The 16,571-nt window shown below is 75.5% G+C and carries 14 protein-coding genes and 1 pseudogene; 9 read left to right on the top strand and 6 right to left on the bottom strand.

All coding sequences use genetic code 11. The features are described from left to right. Positions 1 to 4: 4 nt before the first annotated feature. Both PO879_RS02160 and mshD read right to left on the bottom strand, forming a co-directional pair. Positions 5 to 2,239 (bottom strand): RNA degradosome polyphosphate kinase, encoded by a 2,235-nt coding sequence (locus PO879_RS02160; protein ID WP_278237432.1) that lies wholly within the window; start codon positions 2,237 to 2,239, stop codon positions 5 to 7. A gap of 172 nt (positions 2,240 to 2,411) precedes the next feature. Next, positions 2,412 to 3,350: a mycothiol synthase gene (gene mshD, locus PO879_RS02165; protein WP_278236303.1), complete on the bottom strand. Its 939-nt coding sequence runs from the start codon at positions 3,348 to 3,350 to the stop codon at positions 2,412 to 2,414. 87 nt (positions 3,351 to 3,437) lie between these two features. Between mshD and PO879_RS02170 the strand changes: the two genes are divergently transcribed. Next, entirely contained in the window at positions 3,438 to 4,202 is a 765-nt protein-coding gene (locus tag PO879_RS02170; RefSeq protein WP_278236304.1) for a helix-turn-helix domain-containing protein, read from the top strand. A 218-nt stretch (positions 4,203 to 4,420) separates the two neighbouring features. Here PO879_RS02170 and acs read toward each other — a convergent pair whose 3' ends face one another. Together acs and PO879_RS02180 are read right to left on the bottom strand one after the other, a co-directional pair. Beyond that, on the bottom strand, positions 4,421 to 6,418 hold the full coding sequence (acs, locus tag PO879_RS02175) for an acetate--CoA ligase (RefSeq protein WP_278236305.1): 1,998 nt from the start codon (positions 6,416 to 6,418) through the stop codon (positions 4,421 to 4,423). A 450-nt stretch (positions 6,419 to 6,868) separates the two neighbouring features. Then, positions 6,869 to 7,702: an HAD-IB family hydrolase gene (locus PO879_RS02180; RefSeq protein WP_278236306.1), complete on the bottom strand. Its 834-nt coding sequence runs from the start codon at positions 7,700 to 7,702 to the stop codon at positions 6,869 to 6,871. Positions 7,703 to 7,853: 151 nt separating this feature from the next. Here PO879_RS02180 and PO879_RS02185 point away from each other — a divergent pair, with 151 nt between their 5' ends. From PO879_RS02185 to PO879_RS02215, 7 genes and pseudogenes are all read left to right on the top strand, one after another. Beyond that, positions 7,854 to 8,669, top strand: coding sequence for a pilus assembly protein FlpE (locus PO879_RS02185; protein ID WP_278236307.1), 816 nt, complete (start codon positions 7,854 to 7,856; stop codon positions 8,667 to 8,669). Next, the gene (locus PO879_RS02190; RefSeq protein WP_278236308.1) at positions 8,666 to 9,829 is read left to right on the top strand and encodes a TadA family conjugal transfer-associated ATPase; all 1,164 of its coding nucleotides are present in this window, start codon (positions 8,666 to 8,668) and stop codon (positions 9,827 to 9,829) included. The genes PO879_RS02185 and PO879_RS02190 overlap by 4 nt, the downstream gene beginning before the upstream one ends. Then, the gene (locus PO879_RS02195) at positions 9,826 to 10,482 is read left to right on the top strand and encodes a hypothetical protein (protein WP_278236309.1); all 657 of its coding nucleotides are present in this window, start codon (positions 9,826 to 9,828) and stop codon (positions 10,480 to 10,482) included. The genes PO879_RS02190 and PO879_RS02195 overlap by 4 nt, the downstream gene beginning before the upstream one ends. Continuing rightward, positions 10,479 to 11,138: a type II secretion system F family protein gene (locus PO879_RS02200; protein ID WP_278236310.1), complete on the top strand. Its 660-nt coding sequence runs from the start codon at positions 10,479 to 10,481 to the stop codon at positions 11,136 to 11,138. The genes PO879_RS02195 and PO879_RS02200 overlap by 4 nt, the downstream gene beginning before the upstream one ends. 104 nt (positions 11,139 to 11,242) lie before the next feature. Continuing rightward, entirely contained in the window at positions 11,243 to 11,470 is a 228-nt protein-coding gene (locus PO879_RS02205) for a DUF4244 domain-containing protein (protein WP_278236311.1), read from the top strand. After that, complete coding sequence (locus PO879_RS02210) at positions 11,467 to 11,817, top strand: TadE family type IV pilus minor pilin (protein WP_278236312.1); 351 nt, start codon at positions 11,467 to 11,469, stop codon at positions 11,815 to 11,817. Before PO879_RS02205 ends, PO879_RS02210 begins: the two co-directional genes overlap by 4 nt. Then, positions 11,814 to 12,155 (top strand): annotated as a pseudogene (locus PO879_RS02215) (Rv3654c family TadE-like protein); the annotation flags it as partial. The gene PO879_RS02210 and the pseudogene PO879_RS02215, both read left to right, overlap by 4 nt. A 15-nt stretch (positions 12,156 to 12,170) precedes the next feature. Here PO879_RS02215 and PO879_RS02220 read toward each other — a convergent pair. Beyond that, positions 12,171 to 12,959 carry an aldolase/citrate lyase family protein gene (locus PO879_RS02220; protein WP_278237433.1) on the bottom strand — a complete coding sequence of 263 codons (789 nt, stop codon included), beginning with the start codon at positions 12,957 to 12,959 and terminating at the stop codon, positions 12,171 to 12,173. Positions 12,960 to 13,058: 99 nt separating this feature from the next. Continuing rightward, positions 13,059 to 15,605, bottom strand: a complete 2,547-nt coding sequence (locus tag PO879_RS02225) for a DEAD/DEAH box helicase (RefSeq protein WP_278236313.1) — start codon at positions 15,603 to 15,605, stop codon at positions 13,059 to 13,061. 146 nt (positions 15,606 to 15,751) lie between these two features. Here PO879_RS02225 and PO879_RS02230 point away from each other — a divergent pair, with 146 nt between their 5' ends. Then, entirely contained in the window at positions 15,752 to 16,555 is an 804-nt protein-coding gene (locus PO879_RS02230; protein WP_278236314.1) for a transglycosylase family protein, read from the top strand. Positions 16,556 to 16,571 lie beyond the last annotated feature (16 nt).

Raw genomic sequence — 16,571 nt, forward strand, 5'->3', positions numbered from 1 at the left:
GGACTCACCGCGAGCTCGGCGGACGACGGCGGTGCCGGTCGACGAGCACGGACTGCAGGTCCACCGTGGGCTGGCCGTCCTCGTCCGCGACCTGACGACGCCAGGTGCCGTCCGGCAGCAGGTGCCACGAGGCGGTGCCGGACGACATGGAGTCGTTCATCAGCTCCAGCAGCTCCAGGATCTGGCCCTGGTCCGACACGCGGATGAGGGCCTCGACGCGGCGGTCCAGGTTGCGGTGCATGAGGTCGGCCGAGCCGATGAAGACCTCCGGGCCGCTGTCCGGTCCCTCGCCGATCGCGGGGCCCGCCGAGTTCGCGAACGCGAAGATCCGCGAGTGCTCCAGGAAGCGGCCGAGGATCGACCGGACGCGGACGTTCTCGCTCAGGCCGGGGACGCCGGGGCGCAGGGCGCAGATGCCGCGCACCACCAGGTCCACCTTCACACCGGCCTGCGAGGCGCGGTACAGGGCGTCGATCGTGGCCTCGTCGACGGCGGAGTTCACCTTGATCTTGACCCAGGCCTCGTGCCCCGCCCGGGCCGCGTCGGCCTCGCGGTCGATCCGCTCGATCAGCCCGCTGCGCACCGTGCGCGGCGCCACGAGCAGGCGGTGGAACTTCGAGTGCGGCGCGTAGCCCGAGAGCTGGTTGAACAGCCGGGTCAGGTCCTGGCCCACGTCCGAGTCGCAGGTGAGCACGCCGTGGTCGGTGTACAGCCGGGCCGTCTTGGGGTGGTAGTTGCCGGTGCCGACGTGGCAGTAGCGGCGCAGCCCGTCGGACTCCTGGCGGACCACCAGGGACAGCTTGCAGTGGGTCTTGAGGCCCACGATGCCGTAGACGACGTGGACGCCCGCCTCCTCGAGCTTGCGCGCCCAGGAGATGTTGGCCTGCTCGTCGAACCGGGCCTTGATCTCCACCAGGGCCAGCACCTGCTTGCCCGCCTCGGCGGCGTCGATGAGGGCGTCCACGATGGGGGAGTCGCCCGAGGTGCGGTACAGCGTCTGCTTGATCGCCAGCACCTTGGGGTCGGCCGCGGCCTGCTCGAGGAAGGTCTGCACCGACGTCGAGAACGAGTCGTAGGGGTGGTGCAGGAGGACGTCCCGCTCGCGGATCGCGGCGAACACGTTGCCGGGCATCGCCGACTCCACCTCGGCGAGCTGGCGGTGCGTCGTCGGGACGAACGGCGGGTAGTGCAGCTCTGCGCGGTCGATGTCGGCCAGGACGTTGAGCCCGGTCAGGTCGAGCGGCCCGGGCAGCTGGTAGACCTCCTCCTCGACCACGCCGAGCTCGCGCACCAGCAGCTCGCGGATGCGCGGCGAGATCTCCTCGTGCAGCTCGAGGCGGACCGGCGGGCCGAAGCGGCGCCGCAGCAGCTCCTTCTCCATCGCCTGCAGGAGGTTCTCGGCGTCGTCCTCCTCGACCTCCACGTCCTCGTTGCGGGTGACGCGGAAGGTGTGGTGCTCCCGGATCTCCATCCCGGGGAAGAGGTAGTCCAGGTGCTGGGCGATGACCTCCTCCAGCGGGACGAACGACTTCTGCGTCCCGCCCTTCTGGGTCGGCGTCGGGGCGCTCGGGCGGCCGCGGTCGTCCACCGCGATGAACCGGGGCAGCAGCGGCGGCACCTTGACCCGCGCGAAGTGCTCCTTGCCGGTCAGCGGGTTCGCCACCACGACGGCCAGGTTCAACGACAGCCCGGAGATGTACGGGAACGGGTGCGCCGGGTCCACCGCGAGCGGGGTCAGCACCGGGAAGATGTGCTTGCGGAAGAACTTGTTGAGCCGGTGCTGCTCCTTCTCGAGCAGCTCGTCCCAGTGCACGAGCGTGATGCCCTCGTCGTGCAGCGCCGGCGCCACGTCGTCGCGGAACACGCGGGCGTGCCGGTCCATCAGCTCGTGGGCCCGCAGCCCGATGCCCTCGAGCACCTCGCGCGGGCTGAGGCCCGAGGCGGCCGTCACGGCGATGCCGGTGGCGATGCGGCGCTTGAGGCCGGCGACCCGGACCATGAAGAACTCGTCCAGGTTGGAGGCGAAGATCGCCAGGAACCGCACCCGCTCCAGCAGCGGCAGCGACTCGTCCTCGGCCAGCTCCAGCACGCGCTCGTTGAAGGCGAGCCAGCTCAGCTCGCGGTCCGCGAACCGGTCCTCGGGGAGCTCCGGCTGCGCCAGCGACTCCTCCACGACCTGGTCGCGGTCGGGCTCCTCGGCGATGTGCTCCGCGATGTGGGCGGCGAGCTCGGGATCCATCCGTCGGGGTCCTGCCTTCGCGGTCGTGCGGGTCTCGGACGAGGTCGTGGTCGCGGCAGCGACGAACCGGCCGCGGGCGTCGCGCGGACGCGCCGAGGACATGGTGGATCCTGTCATAGGCTCCATCGTGGCACTGATTGGTGAACGGCGGGTGACGTGGCCGCGGTGCGTGTCAGGGCCGGGCGTACTGCACGTCGACGGCGGCCCGGGTGAAGCCGGCCCGCTCGTAGGTGCGCAGCGCGGGGGTGTTGTCCCCCTCGACGTACAGCACGGCCCGGGTGCAGCCCACCGCGGCGAGGTGGTGCAGGCCCGCCTGCGTCAGGAGCCGCCCCAGCCCGTGGCCCTGCGTCGCCGGGTCGATCCCGAGGGCGTAGATCTCGCCGTCGGCCTGCCCCGCGGGCTGGTCGGTGGGCACCTTCGTCCACACGAACCCGGCCAGGCCCCCGTCGGGCCGGTCGAGCAGCAGGAAGCCCTCGGCGTCGAACCACGGCTCGGCCGTGCGGGCGTGCAGGTCGTCCAGCCCCAGTCGTCCCTGCTCGGGGTGGTCGGCGAACGCGAGCGCGTTGAGCGAGACCCAGGCGCCGTCGTCCTCCCCGGCCCGGAAGGGGCGCAGCGTGTAGCCGTCGGGCACCTCGGGAGCGTCGCCCGTCCCGTCGAGGGGCCGGGCCAGGAACAACAGCTCGCGCACGACGTCGTACCCGCGGGCCTCGGCGAAGGCGCGGGCGGCCGGCACGTCGCCGTGCGCCCACACCCGCAGCGGCTTGCCGCGCTGGTCCGGGGTGCCGGAACGCTCCGGGAGCCGTGCGTCGCGCTCCGCGGTCCGCAGCAGCAGAGTGCCCACCCCGCCGCGGCGGTGCTCCGGGTGGACGACCAGCTCCGTGCTGGCCACGTCGCCGCCCCGGTCCACCTGCAGGTAGCCGACGGTCCCGCCGGACCGCGCGTGCACGACGGCGTGGGTCAGGTCGGGGCCGTCGTCACCCAGCCGCAGCAGCGGCTGCTCGGACAGCGGGTCGACGCCGTCGTGGGCGGCGGCCTGCGCGGCCAGGGCGCGCACGGCGTCCTGCTCGGACGGGGACAGGGGGCCGATCTCGATCGGGACGGGGAGTCGCACCCGTCCATTGTGGACCGACGGCGGTGTCCGGGGGAGCCCGGCTGCTGCGCCGACCGGTGGTGCCGACCGGTGGTAGCGTCCGGCGCCATGGCGATCGGCGCACCCGTGGAGCTGTGGCCGGAGGCGCGCCGGCTCGTGGAGGCGTTGTCCCCCGAGCTCGTCGACCTGCTCGACGAGATGACCGGCACCATGTTCTGCGCGAAGGACGTCACCGGCCGCTACGTCCTGGTCGACCGGACCTTCGTGGACCGGGCGAACCGGCGTTCGCCGCGCGACGTCGTCGGACGCACCCCGGCCGAGCTGTTCGCGCCCGAGCTCGCCGCGCGGTACGAGGAGCAGGACGACCGGGTGCTGCGCGAGGTCTGGCCGCTGCGCAACGAGCTGGAGCTGATCCGCCGGCCCGGCGGGGTGCCGGGGTGGTACCTGACGACGAAGCTGCCGGTGCAGCGCGACGGCGTCGTGCTCGGGCTCGTGTCGACCTCGCGCGACCTGGGCACCCGCGACGTGCACGACCAGGTGATCGGGTCGATGGCGCGGGTCGTGGAGGTGGTCGAGGAGCGCCTCGGGGTGGGGGTGACGCAGGCCGAGCTCGCGCAGGTCGCCGGCTGCACGCCCGGGGCGCTGGAGCGGCGGATGCGCCGCGTGTTCGGGCTGACGCCGAAGCAGTTCGTGCTGCGGGCGCGGGTCGACCACGCCACCACGCTGCTCACCCGGACCGACCTGGCCCTCGCGGACGTCGCGGTGCGCGCCGGGTTCTACGACCAGCCGTCGTTCACCCGGACGTTCGTGCGGCTGACGGGGGAGACGCCGTCGGTGTACCGCCGCACCAGCCGGGCGCTCGCCGCCGAGTAGGCGCGGCGCGCCGGGGTGCCGGGCGCCCGCCTGGCCGCCCGACCGCCCGGTCCCGCGACCGCCCGGTCCCGCGAGATCGACCCACCCGTATCGAGATCGACTCATGGTGGGTCGATCTCGGTACGGATGGGTCGATCTCGGCGTCAGGCGTGCTCGCTCCGGGTCAGTCCTCGGTCCGGATGGTCGGACTGGCCCTGCGCTCGCAGGCTCGCTCCGGGTCAGTCCTCCGAGGGCTTGGCGAGGCCGGCCTGGATGAGGTTCATGACCGACGAGTCCGCCAGCGTCGTGGCGTCGCCGACCTCGCGGTTCTCGGCGACGTCGCGCAGCAGGCGCCGCATGATCTTGCCGGAGCGCGTCTTGGGCAGCTCGGGCACGACGAGGATCTTGCGCGGCTTGGCGATCGGGCCGATCTCCTTGGCGACGTGGTCGCGCAGGGTCTTCTCGATGCGGGCCGAGCCCTCGTCCGTCGACGCCTCGTCCGCGTGCTCGCCGCGCAGGATGACGAACGCGACCACCGCCTGCCCCGAGAGCTCGTCGGACGCCCCGACCACGGCGGCCTCGGCGACCAGGTCGTTGGAGACCAGGGCCGACTCGATCTCGGTGGTGGACAGCCGGTGGCCGGAGACGTTCATGACGTCGTCGACGCGGCCGAGCAGCCAGATGTCGCCGTCCTCGTCCTTCTTGGCACCGTCGCCGGCGAAGTACAGCCCCGGGAACCGCGACCAGTACGTGTCCTTGAAGCGCTGCAGGTCGCCCCAGATGCCGCGCAGCATCGAGGGCCACGGCTCCGACAGCACGAGGTAGCCGCCCCCGCCGTCGGGCACGGGCCGGGCCTCGTCGTCGACGACGTCGGCGCTGATGCCGGGCAGCGGCACCTGCGCCGAGCCGGGCTTGGCCGAGGTCACGCCGGGCAGCGGGCTGATCATGATGGCGCCGGTCTCGGTCTGCCACCAGGTGTCGACGATCGGGGCGGTGTCGCCGCCGATGACGCGGCGGTACCACATCCACGCCTCGGGGTTGATCGGCTCGCCGACGGAGCCGAGCAGGCGCAGGGAGGACAGGTCGAACTCCGCGGGGATCTCCTCGCCCCACTTCATGCAGGCGCGGATCGCCGTCGGGGCCGTGTAGAACAGCGACACCTTGTACTTCTCGACGATCTCCCACCAGCGACCCTTGTGCGGGGTGTCCGGCGTGCCCTCGTAGAGCACCTGGGTGGCGCCGTTGAGCATCGGCCCGTAGACGATGTAGGTGTGCCCGGTGACCCAGCCGATGTCGGCCGAGCACCAGTAGACGTCGCTCTCGGCCTTGAGGTCGAAGACGTTCCGGTGCGTGTAGGCGGCCTGGGTGAGGTAGCCGCCGGTGGTGTGCAGGATGCCCTTGGGCTTCCCGGTGGTGCCGGAGGTGTACAGGATGAAGAGCGGGTGCTCGGCCTCGACCCACACCGGCTCGTGGTACGTGTCGGCGGCCTCGACGGCGTCGTGCCACCAGACGTCGCGGCCCTCGGTCCACTCGACGTCCTGCTCGGTCCGGCGCACGACGAGCACGTGCTGGACGCTCTCGGCGCCCTCGCCGGTCAGCGCCTCGTCGACGGCCGGCTTGAGCGAGCTCGGCGCACCACGCCGGTACCCGCCGTCGGCGGTGATGACGAGCTTGGCCTCGGCGTCGGCGATGCGGCTGCGCAGCGCGTCGGCGCTGAACCCGCCGAAGACGACGGAGTGCGCGGCGCCGATCCGGGCGCAGGCGAGCATCGCCACGACGGACTCGACCAGCATCGGCATGTAGATGACGACGCGGTCGCCGGACTCGACCCCGAGGGCCGCGAGCGCGTTCGCGGCCCGGGAGACCTCGCGCTGCAGGTCGGCGTAGGTGACGGTGCGGGTGTCGCCGGGCTCGCCCTCGAAGTGGATCGCGACCCGGTCGCCGTTCCCGGCCTCGACGTGCCGGTCGACCGCGTTGTACGCGGCGTTGAGGGTGCCGTCGGCGAACCATCGGGCCACGGGAGCGCCGGACCAGTCGAGGGTCTCGGTGAACGGCGTCTTCCACGAGACGAGCTCGCGGGCCTGCCGGGCCCAGAACTCGAGGCGGTCGGCCGCGGCGTCCTCGTAGAGGGAGGGCTGGGCGTTGGCCTGGACGGCGAACTCCGGACTCGGCGGGAAGGTGCGGGTCTCGTGGAGCAGGTTCTCCAGGCTCGGGCTGCTGGACTGGGTGTCGGTCACTGGGTTCCTCCGCGTCGTCGCGTTCCGTCCGTCAGGCGTGCCTCTCCGGGCCGCACACCGGCGAGTCTAGACCCGGAAGGTGGGCGGGATCACGCCGGAGCAGCATATAGTGAGGAAACCTCATTAATTGTCGTCCGGGCGCCGTCCCGCGAGCGGTCGACCCGGTGCGCCGAGCGGTCGGATCCGTCGGCGGACGGTCCGCGACAGCCGGCCCCGCGGGGCACCGGGACAGGCCGGCAGGGCCCCGACGACGGGAACGGCGTCCGCCCCGTGGGACGAACGCCGCTCTCGCCGGACGAGCCACGGGTAACAGGCGCCTGCTCCTCGATCGTCGTACCGGGTCCAGCCCGCTCGACGAGTCCTCGACGTGGACTTCCAGAGCGTGGGTCCCGCGGTCCGTCCTGGTGTCTCCATGGAACGCCCGGACGAGCCCCACCGCAAGTGCCACCGTCAGGCCGTCGCGCGGCCGTCGCGGCGGCGACGCCACCACCAGGCCAGACCCGCGGCACCCAGCAGCCCGACCGCCGCGAGGACCGGGCCGACGCGCACCCGCGGTCGCAGCGCGACGGGCCGGGTGAAGGTCAGCATCCCCCACCCGTTCTCCGCGGCGAGGCGGCGCAGGACCCGGTCGGGGTTGACCGCGTGCCCGTGGCCGACGGCCGACAGCATCGGCGCGTCGGTGATCGAGTCGGAGTAGGCGTAGCAGCGCTCCAGGTCGTAGCCGCGCTTGGCCGCCAGGTCACGGATCGCCGTCGCCTTGTTCTCCCCGTAGGCGTAGAAGTCGATCTCCCCGGTGAAGCGGCCGTCCGCGACGGCCAGCCGGGTGGCGATGACGTGGTCCGCACCGAGCATCGCCGCGATCGGCTCGACCAGCTCGGTGCCCGACGCCGAGACCACCACGACGTCGTGCCCGGCCTCGTGGTGCTCGGCCATCAGCTCGACGGCCTCGGCGTACACGTACGGGTCGATGTGCTCGTGCACGGTCTCGGCCACGATCTGCGTCACCTTGGCCACCTCCCACCCGGTCGCGAGCTCGGAGAGGTGCTGGCGCATCCGCTCGGTCTGGTCGGCGTCGGCGCTGCCGACCAGGAACAGGAAGTGCGCGTACGCGCTGCGCAGCACGTCCCCGCGCGTCAGCAGGCCGCCGGCGAGGAACGACGTGGAGAAGGCCGCGGTGGAGCTGGTGGCGATGATCGTCTTGTCCAGATCGAAGAACGCGGCCACCCGACGACCGGCCGACGCCCTGCCCCCGTGCTGCCGTGGATCCAGCGGCGAGGTGCTCATGGGGGCGAGCCTAGCGCCGTCGGCCGCCGGGTCGGCAGGACGGCGGCGCGCCCGCGGCGGGTCACCCCCGGCCCGCCGCCGTCCCCAGAACGACCCGGCACCCCGGGTCCTGCGCACCGGGGTGCCGTGCCCGCCCGGCACGGTGGCGGGCATGGAGACAGCCACCGCACCCGTCGCCGCCGGCGCGCCGGCGGGCCCCGTCCCCGGAGGGACGTCGGCCGGACCGCCGGCGTGCGGTCGGCTGATCGGCGTCGTCGGAGCCTGCGGAGGAGCCGGCGCCAGCGTGCTCGCGGCCGCACTGGCCCGCACCCTGCGTCGCCGGGTCGGGGCGACCGCCCTCGTCGACCTCGACGTCCCCGGCCCCGGACTGGACGTGCTCCTGGGCGTCGACGCCGCGCCGGGCGCCCGCTGGGCCGATCTCGCCGACGCCCGCGGCACCGTCGACGGCGGCTCGCTCGTCGCGGCGCTGCCGCGCTGGGGAGCCGTCCCCGTGCTCTCCGGCGCGCATCGTGACCCCACGGCCCCGGCCGACCCGGTCGTGCTGGACACGACCACGGCGCTGCTGCGCACCGGGCACCGTGTCGTCCTCGACCTGCCGCGTCCCGTCGGCCGGACGGCCTCGGCGCTGTCGCTGGCCGGTGCGGCCGACGTCGTCGTGCTCGTGACCCCGCTGCGCACCGCCGGTGCGGCCGGGGCCCTGGCGACGGCTCGCCAGCTCGCCGAGGCCGGGACCCCGCGCGTGGTGCCCGTCGCGTGCCGCCCCGCCCCCGGACGGGTCGACGAGCGCGAGCTCGGTCGGCTCCTCGGACTCGCCGTGGCGGCCACGGTCGGGTGGGATCCCCGGCTGGCCGCCCAGGTCGAACGCGGCCACGGACCGCGCACCGGGCGCCGCACGCCGCTGGGCCGCGCGGCGGACCGGCTCGTCGAGCTCCTGCCGCAGCCGTCGGACCACCGGGGTGCGGCATGACGACGCTCGACGGCCGACTCCTGCACGACGTCCGCGCCCGCCTCGGCGGCGCCGACCGCACGGCGCCACCCGGCGAGGCCGACGTCGCCGCCGCACTGCGCTCCACCGGACGCGTCCTCGGGTCCGACGCGCTGACCGACCTCGCCCGCGCAGCCCGTGCCGAGCTCGTCGGCGCCGGACCGCTGCAGCCGCTGCTCGACGGCCCGGGTGTCACGGACGTCCTCGTCAACGGGCCCGAGGAGGTCTGGGTCGACCGCGGCGACGGACTCGAACGGGCCGACCTGGCGTTCCCCTCGCCCGACGCCGTGCGCGAGCTGGCGGTCCGGATGGCCGCCGTCGCGGGCCAGCGGCTCGACGACGCCAGCCCCGTCGTCGACGCCCGCCTGCCCGACGGCACCCGGCTGCACGCCGCGGTCGCCCCCGTGGCACCGGTCGGCGCGGCCATCGCCCTGCGGGTGCTGCGGCAGGCCACCTTCGACCTCGAGGCCCTGGCCGCGCACGGCACCGTCCCGGACCCCTGGCTGCCCGTGCTGCACGGCCTCGTCCGGCGCCGGGCCAACCTGCTGGTCACCGGTGGCACCGGGACGGGCAAGACGACGCTGCTCGCCGCGCTGCTCGGCCGGGTCCCGCACGACGAACGCCTGCTCACCGTCGAGGAGGCGCGCGAGCTCGCCCCCGTCCACCCGCACGTGCTGGCGCTCGCGGCACGCCGGCCCAACGTCGAGGGGGTCGGCGAGATCACCCTCGCCGACCTCGTGCGCGGCGCCCTGCGCATGCGGCCGGACCGGATCGTGCTCGGCGAGTGCCGCGGGGCCGAGGTGCGCGAGCTGCTCCTGGCCCTGAACACCGGGCACGACGGCGGCATGGCCACCGTGCACGCCAACGCCGCCGAGCACGTACCCGCGCGGCTCGAGGCCCTGGCCGCGCTGGCCGGCATGTCACGCGCCGCGGTCGCCGCGCAGGCCGCCGCCGCGCTCGACGTGGTGCTGCACCTGCGGCGGTACCGCGGCCGGCGCCACCTCGCCCAGATCGCCACCGTCAGCCGCTCCGAGCGCGGCGACCTGCAGGTGGCGCCCGTGGCGTCCTGGCGCGGGCCCGGCCGGACGGATCCCGAGACCGACGCCGCGTGGGACGCGCTGCGGGAACGGTGGGCGTCGTGACCGGGCTGCTCGCGGGACTGTGCGTGACGTGCGCGGTGTGGTGCGTCGCGGCTCCCGGTGGTCGCCGTGCCACCGACCTTCTCGGCCCGTCGCACCGCGCGGGCGGACGACGCTGGTGGTGGCCGCGCCGGGCCGGGGGGAGCTCCGGAGCACCGGACCGGGTCCGCGTGGCACTGGCCCAGGTGGTCGCGCTCCTGCGGGCGGGCTCCCCGCCCGCCGCGGCCTGGGCCCGTGGCCTGGACGTCCCCACCGGCGCCGACGGGGTGCCGGAGGCCGGACGTCTCGCCGAGGTGCTCACCGAGCCGCGCCGGACGGCGGCCGTGCTGGCCGGCGCCCGGCTGTCCCGGGACGTCGGGGCGCCGCTCGGGCAGGTGCTGGAGGCGGTGGCGGACGCCCTGGTGGCCGAGGACGAGGCCGCGGGCGAGCGGGACGCCGCCCTGGCGGGTCCGCAGACCACGGCACGGGTCCTGGCCTGGCTGCCCGTGCTGGGGGTGCTGCTCGGCGCGGTGCTCGGCGCCGACCCGGTCGGCACCGCTGCCGACGGCGGGCTCGGGACCGCCGCCGTCGTCGCCGGGACGGTGTCGCTGGCCGTCGGCCGGTGGTGGACGGCGCGCCTGGTGGGCGAGGCCCGGCGGGCCGGGGCGGAACCGTGATCGCGGTGGTGGTCGGGGCGCTCGTGCTCGCCGGGCTGGCGCCGTGGTGGTGGACGGCCGCCGCCGCGCGCCGTCGCCGACGGCAGGTCGTCGCCCGGACGACCGCGGTGCCCACCCGGCCGTCGGAGGTGCTGCACGGCGACGACCGGCCGCCCGGCGACGACGTCCGGTCCCCGCCGGGCCCGGTCGACGTCGCCGTGCTGCTCGAGCTGGTGGCCACGGCCGTGGGCGCCGGGGTCGGGGTGCCTCGTGCGCTGCAGGTGGTGGGTGCCGCCGTCGGAGGGGCCGACGGCCGGACCCTGCGCACCGTCGCGGTGGCCCTGCGCCTCGGCGGGGACTGGCAGAGCGCCTGGGACACGGCGCACGCGACCGCGCGGGCCGCGCCGGTGGCGGGTGGTGGCGGGCGTCCCCGCTCCCTCGACCCGCTCCGTGACGCCCTGCGCGGTGCCTGGACCGACGGCGTCGCGCCGGGGGACGCGCTGCGGGCCGCCGCGGGCGAGCTGCGGCAGCGGCGGCGGGCCGCGGCGCGCTCCGCGGCAGGCCGTCTGGCGGTGCGTCTCGTGCTGCCCCTGGGCCTGTGCTTCCTGCCGGCCTTCGTCCTGCTCGGGCTGGTGCCCGTGCTGTTCTCGCTCGGTGCGGACCTCGTGTCCGGCTGAGCGCGGCACCCGTCGTGGACGGGTGCCCGGTCCCGGCCGTCCGGCCGGGGCCTCGTGACGGGCGACCGGCCCGACCCGGTCGCCCACGACCTGGAGGAGAACCCATGACCGTCGACACCACCCCGCACGACCCGTCGGAGACCCCGGAGACCCCGGAGACCCGAGAGACCCGGGCGCCCGACCTCGACCCGGAGGCCGGGCTCGCCACCGCCGAGTACGCCATCGCCACCATCGCGGCGGCCGGTTTCGCGGGGCTGCTGATCCTGGTGCTGCAGAGCGAGACCGTGCGCGGGATGCTCGAGTCGATCATCAGCTCGGCCCTGACCGTATGAGGCCGCGCGACCGGTCCGAGCGCGGCGCGGTGACGGCCGAGCTGGCGGTCGGTCTTCCCGTCGTCGTGCTGCTGCTGGTCGCGGTGCTCACGCTCGTGGCCGCGTCCGCCGCACAGCTGCGTGCGGCGGACGCGGCCCGGGCGGGCGCCCGCCTGGTCGCGGTCGGGGAGGACCAGGCACGGGTCCGGGCGGCCGTGGCCCGCGTCGGCGGACCCGACGCCGCGGCGACCGTCGTGCCCGAGGGCGACTGGGTGCGGGTGGTCGTCACCTGCCCGGTCGGCGCAGGAGTCCTCGCCGGGCTCCCGCTGGAGGCCACGGGCCAGGCGCTGGCCTGGGTCGAGCCGTGAGCGTCCGCCGCGACGGCGAACGGGGCGCGGGCACGGTCCTCGTCCTGGGACTCGTCGCCGTCGTGCTGGTCTGCCTCAGCGGGCTGGCCACGCTGGCCGCGGCGCAGCAGGCCCGGACCGGCGCGCAGGCGGCCGCCGACCTCGGGGCGCTCGCGGGAGCCGCCGCCCGACGGTGGGGCCACGACGCCTGCGACGTGGCCGGCCGGACCGTCGAGCGGCACGGTGCGCGGCTCGTCGGGTGCGCGCTCGGTGCCGGCGGAGCCGTCGAGGTCGTCGTGCGGCGGGACGTCGACGCGCTCGGAGCGCGGGACCTTCTCGGGCCCGCCGAGGCGCGGGCCCGAGCCGGCCCGGCGTCAGCTCGGGTCGATGCCGAACAGTCGCGAGCGCTCGGCGATGAGGCGGGCGCGGGCGAGACGCGGCTTGTCCGAGCCGTCGCGGATCACGGACCCCGCGCCCTCGAACTCCGTGAGGAAGTCCAGGGCCCAGGCCACGTCCGCCGGGGCGGGCGAGAGGGTCTCGTTGATGACCGCGGGCTGCTCGAGGTCCAGGCAGATGCGTCCCGTCATGCCCATCGCGACGGCGTCGCCGGACTGCTCGCGCAGCAGCGGGTGGCTGGACCCCACCGTCGGGCCGTCGATCGGCCCGGGCAGCTCACCGATCCGCGACGCCGTCACGAGGCGCGAGCGCGGGTAGGCCATCGCCAGCGGCTCGTTCGCGGCACCGGTGTCGCGGCGGTAGTCCCCGGAGCCGAAGGCGAGCCGGAAGGCACCGGGGGCGCGCGCGATCCCGACGGCGTCCTCGATCCCGAGCGCCGACTCCACCAGCGGGATCACCGGCACGTCGCCGCCGAGGCGCTGCACGGTGTCGACGACCTGGTCGGGGCTCTCGCACTTGGCGAGCATGACGCCGCGCAGCCCGTCGGCGTCGCGGAAGGCGCTCATGTCGTCCGCCCACGAGTCCGCGCCCCGCTCGTTGACCCGCACCCACGCGCGGCCGCCGGTGCGGAACCAGTCCAGGACGCGGTCGCGCGCCTCGTCCTTGCGCGAGTCGTCCACCGCGTCCTCGCAGTCCAGCACGAGCTGGTCGGCCCGCGAGAGCTCGGCGGCGTCGAAGTCCTCGGACCGCAGCGCGGACAGCAGCAGCCACGAGCGGGAGTTGCTCGGGTCGACACGGGTGGTCTCGCGCCGCTCGCGGCGCGCGGTGAGATCGTCCTGGTCAGTCACGCCTCGATCGTAGGGGTGTCACGACGACGGCGCGTGGGAGAGCAGGGCGTCGAGGAGCCGCACGGCGGCCGCCTTGTCGAGCGGGGAGTTCTCGTTGCCGCACTTGGGGGACTGCACGCAGGCCGGGCAGCCGTCGGCGCACGGGCAGGCGTCGACGGCGTCGCGCACGGCGCGCAGCCACCGCGCCCCGAGCTCGTAGCCCCGTTCGGCGAAGCCGGCGCCGCCCGGGTAGGCGTCGTAGACGAACACCGTGGCCTCCCCGGTGTCGGGGTGCTGCGCGGTGGAGACCCCGCCGAGGTCCCAGCGGTCGCACGTCGCCAGCAGGGGCAGCAGGCCGATCGCCGCGTGCTCGGCCGCGTGCAGGGCGCCCGGCGCGACGTCGTCGTCCACCCCCGCCGCCCGGAGCACGAAGTCCGGCACCGACCACCACACGGCGGTGGTCCCGAGCGTGCGCTGCGGCAGGTCGAGGGCCTCGGTGTCCAGGACCTGCATGTCCGGGACGCGGCGGCGCTGGAAGCTGACGACCTGGCTGGTGACCTCGACGGGACCGAGGCCCCAGGTCACCGGGCCCCACTCGCGGCGTCGTGCCGGCGGAGCGCCCTCCGGTGCCGGGTGCTCGGCGTCGCCGGGCTCGGCGATGCTGATCTCCATCAGCTCGCGCGACCAGGTCGCGTGGTCGACGTCCCGCCGCACCACGAGGGCGACGTGGTCGGCCAGGTCGAGGTGGTCCACCACGAACGTGACGCCCTGGTGGGTGTAGACGGCGCCGTCGTGCACCTGTCCGTCGGCCGAGCCGGCGTCGACGGTGCCGAGCAGCCGTCCCGTGGCGGCCTCCACGACCCGGACCGGACGGCCACCGCTGCCGCGCAGGTCGGCCAGGTCGGCGGCGGGCTGGGCGTGCGTCCAGTACCAGCCCGACGGCCGCCGGCGCAGCGCGCCGCGGGCCACCAGCACGTCGAGGATCTCGCGGACCTGGCCGGGGTCGCCGAACCGGGCCAGCCCGTCCGCGCGCAGGGGCAGCTCCTGCGCGGCGGCGCACAGCTGCGGGGCGAGCACGTAAGGGTTGGCCGGGTCGAACACGCAGGCCTCCAGCGGGGCGTCGAACACCGCCTCGGGGTGCGTGACGAGGTAGGTGTCCAGCGGGTCCTCCCGCGCCACGAACGCCACCAGCCCGTCGGCGCCGGCGCGCCCGGCCCGGCCGGCCTGCTGCCACAGCGACATGCGGGTGCCGGGCCAGCCGGCCACCAGGACGGCGTCCAGCCCGGAGATGTCCACGCCGAGCTCCAGCGCGTTCGTCGTCGCGAGACCGAGCAGTGCGCCGGAGCGCAGCGCCTCCTCCAGCTCGCGGCGCTCCTCGGGCAGGTAGCCCCCGCGGTAGGCGGCGACCCGGCCGGCCAGGTCCGCCGAGACCGGTCGCAGGTGGTCGCGGGTCTGCTGCGCCACGGACTCGGCGCCGCGCCGGGAGCGGGTGAAGGCCAGCGTCCGGGCGCCGTGGGCGGCGAGGTCCGCGAGCAGGTCGGCGACCTCGGCGGTGGCGGAGCGCCGTGGGTGGTCGGCCTCTCCCGTGCGGGTGAGCACGGTGTCGGTCTCGTGCGCCTGCGGGTCCAGGGGGTCGGGCAGCGCCCAGGCGTCCGCCCCGGGGTCCAGGTCCGACGCGCCGGCCCGCTCGACGCCGAACCCGGCGATCTCGGGCGGCCGCCACAGGGCGACGGTGCGACGCCCCGCGGGCGAGGAGTCCGCGGTGACGGCGGTGACGTCCTCGGGCGGGACGCCGATGAGCCGGGCGGCGCTGCCGGCGGGGTCCGCCGTCGTCGCGCTCGCCACGACGACCGTCGGCGCCCGGCCGCCCAGGTGCTCGACCAGCCGGGCCAGCCGCCGCAGCACCAGCGCGACGTGCGCGCCGAAGACCCCGCGGTAGGTGTGTCCCTCGTCCACCACGACGTAGCGCAGGCCGCGCAGCAGCCGGGTCCACCGCCGGTGCTGGGGCAGCAGGGCGAAGTGCAGGAAGTCGGGGTTGGTCAGCACGACGTCGGCGTGGTCGACGACCCAGCGCCGTTCTTCGCGCGGGGTGTCGCCGTCGCAGGTGGCGGTGCGCACGTCCCGGATCCCGGCGGCGTCGAGCAGGCCGGTCAGACTGGTCAGCTGGTCCGCGGCGAGTGCCTTGGTGGGGGACAGGTAGAGCACGGTCGCGCCGCGGGTCCGGGCCTCGATCCGGCCGGCGTCCGCCGCCGTGGTGTGCCGCGCGGCGCGCACGGCGGTCAGGGCGGGCAGCCAGAACGCGAGGGACTTGCCCGACCCGGTCGACGTGGCCAGCGCCACGTGCTGACCGCGCCACGTCGCCTCGGCCGCGGTCACCTGGTGGGTCCAGGGCCGCTCGACGCCCTGGGCGCGGCAGCCGGCGACCAGGGCGGGATCGGCCCATCCCGGCCAGTCGGCGTGCTCGCCGTCGCGGGCCGGGAGCGTGCGCAGGTGCGTCAGGCGGTCGGCCCGGGCCCCGTGCGCGGTCAGCACGTCCACCAGGGGGTGGTTGTCCCCGGGCGGGGCGGCGGGTTCGCGGGACGGCACGTCGACAGTGTGGCACCCGGGGCGCGGGCGGTCTGTCCGGCGCCGTCCGGTTCGCCGGACGTCGTGTGCGGGGCGGTGGCGAGGGTTGTGTGAAGGATTGCCCGCGGGTGTCGTTATCAGATCGTGATCATCGTTTCCTGGACGGCATGACCTCACCTCTCCGGCGGCTCGGTGCGACCGTGGCCGCGGCGACCGCCGTCGCCCTCGTCCCCGTCGCCGGGCTCCCGGCGACGGCCGCCCCGGCCGCCGCGGCGCCGTCGACCGTCGCCGCCGCGGGCACCGCCGCCGTCGGCCCCCTGCCGGCCGCCACCACGAGCACCGTCCGCTGGGTCAAGGCCGACCGCGCCCGCACGACGGCGAAGCGCAGCCCGAGCAGCCGGACGATCGCCCGTCCCGACGACGGCACACGGCTCGTCGTGCTCGACCGGGCCCCGAAGCGGCTGAAGGTCCGGCTTCCCGACGGCAGGGTCGGCTGGCTCGGCAAGAAGCGCGTCACGACCGTCCCGCTGCGGGACATCACCGGGGTGCGCTACACGGCCAAGCGTCTGCGCGTGACGAAGCAGATCCGTGCGACGTCCCGGACGATCGGCTACGCCGACCTCGGGACCAAGGTCGTCAAGCGCGCCCGCACGACGCAGCGCGACGTCGACCGCATCAAGGTGCGGCTCCCCGGCGGGCGGACCGGCTGGGTGCGCGAGGGGCGGTTCACCCGGCGCGACGTGTGGGGCGAGCTCGCGCAGTGCGAGTCCGGCGGCCGGGTGCGCATCAACACCGGCAACGGGTACTACGGGATGTACCAGTTCACGGCCAGCACGTGGCGTGCCGTCGGAGGCTCCGGGCTGCCGCACTACCACGGTGCGAGGGAGCAGACGAAGCGGGCGCAGATCCTCCAGCGGCGCGCCGGCTGGGGCCAGTGGCCGCACTGCACGAGCAAGCTCGGGCTGCGCTGAGCCCCCAGCCCGGGCC

The sequence above is a fragment of the Isoptericola sp. AK164 genome (genome assembly GCF_029643425.1).
In the GTDB taxonomy this organism is placed as follows: Bacteria; Actinomycetota; Actinomycetes; order Actinomycetales; family Cellulomonadaceae; genus Isoptericola; species Isoptericola haloaureus.

What these genes read in the sequence shown, in the direction of transcription:
- PO879_RS02160 (WP_278237432.1), bottom strand. Translation starts at nt 2,239, where the DNA reads ATGGATCCCGAGCTCGCCGCCCACATCGCGGAGCACATCGCCGAGGAG.
- PO879_RS02170 (WP_278236304.1), top strand. Translation starts at nt 3,438, where the DNA reads ATGGCGATCGGCGCACCCGTGGAGCTGTGGCCGGAGGCGCGCCGGCTC.
- PO879_RS02180 (WP_278236306.1), bottom strand. Translation starts at nt 7,702, where the DNA reads ATGAGCACCTCGCCGCTGGATCCACGGCAGCACGGGGGCAGGGCGTCG.
- PO879_RS02185 (WP_278236307.1), top strand. Translation starts at nt 7,854, where the DNA reads ATGGAGACAGCCACCGCACCCGTCGCCGCCGGCGCGCCGGCGGGCCCC.
- PO879_RS02190 (WP_278236308.1), top strand. Translation starts at nt 8,666, where the DNA reads ATGACGACGCTCGACGGCCGACTCCTGCACGACGTCCGCGCCCGCCTC.
- PO879_RS02205 (WP_278236311.1), top strand. Translation starts at nt 11,243, where the DNA reads ATGACCGTCGACACCACCCCGCACGACCCGTCGGAGACCCCGGAGACC.
- PO879_RS02210 (WP_278236312.1), top strand. Translation starts at nt 11,467, where the DNA reads ATGAGGCCGCGCGACCGGTCCGAGCGCGGCGCGGTGACGGCCGAGCTG.
- PO879_RS02230 (WP_278236314.1), top strand. Translation starts at nt 15,752, where the DNA reads ATGACCTCACCTCTCCGGCGGCTCGGTGCGACCGTGGCCGCGGCGACC.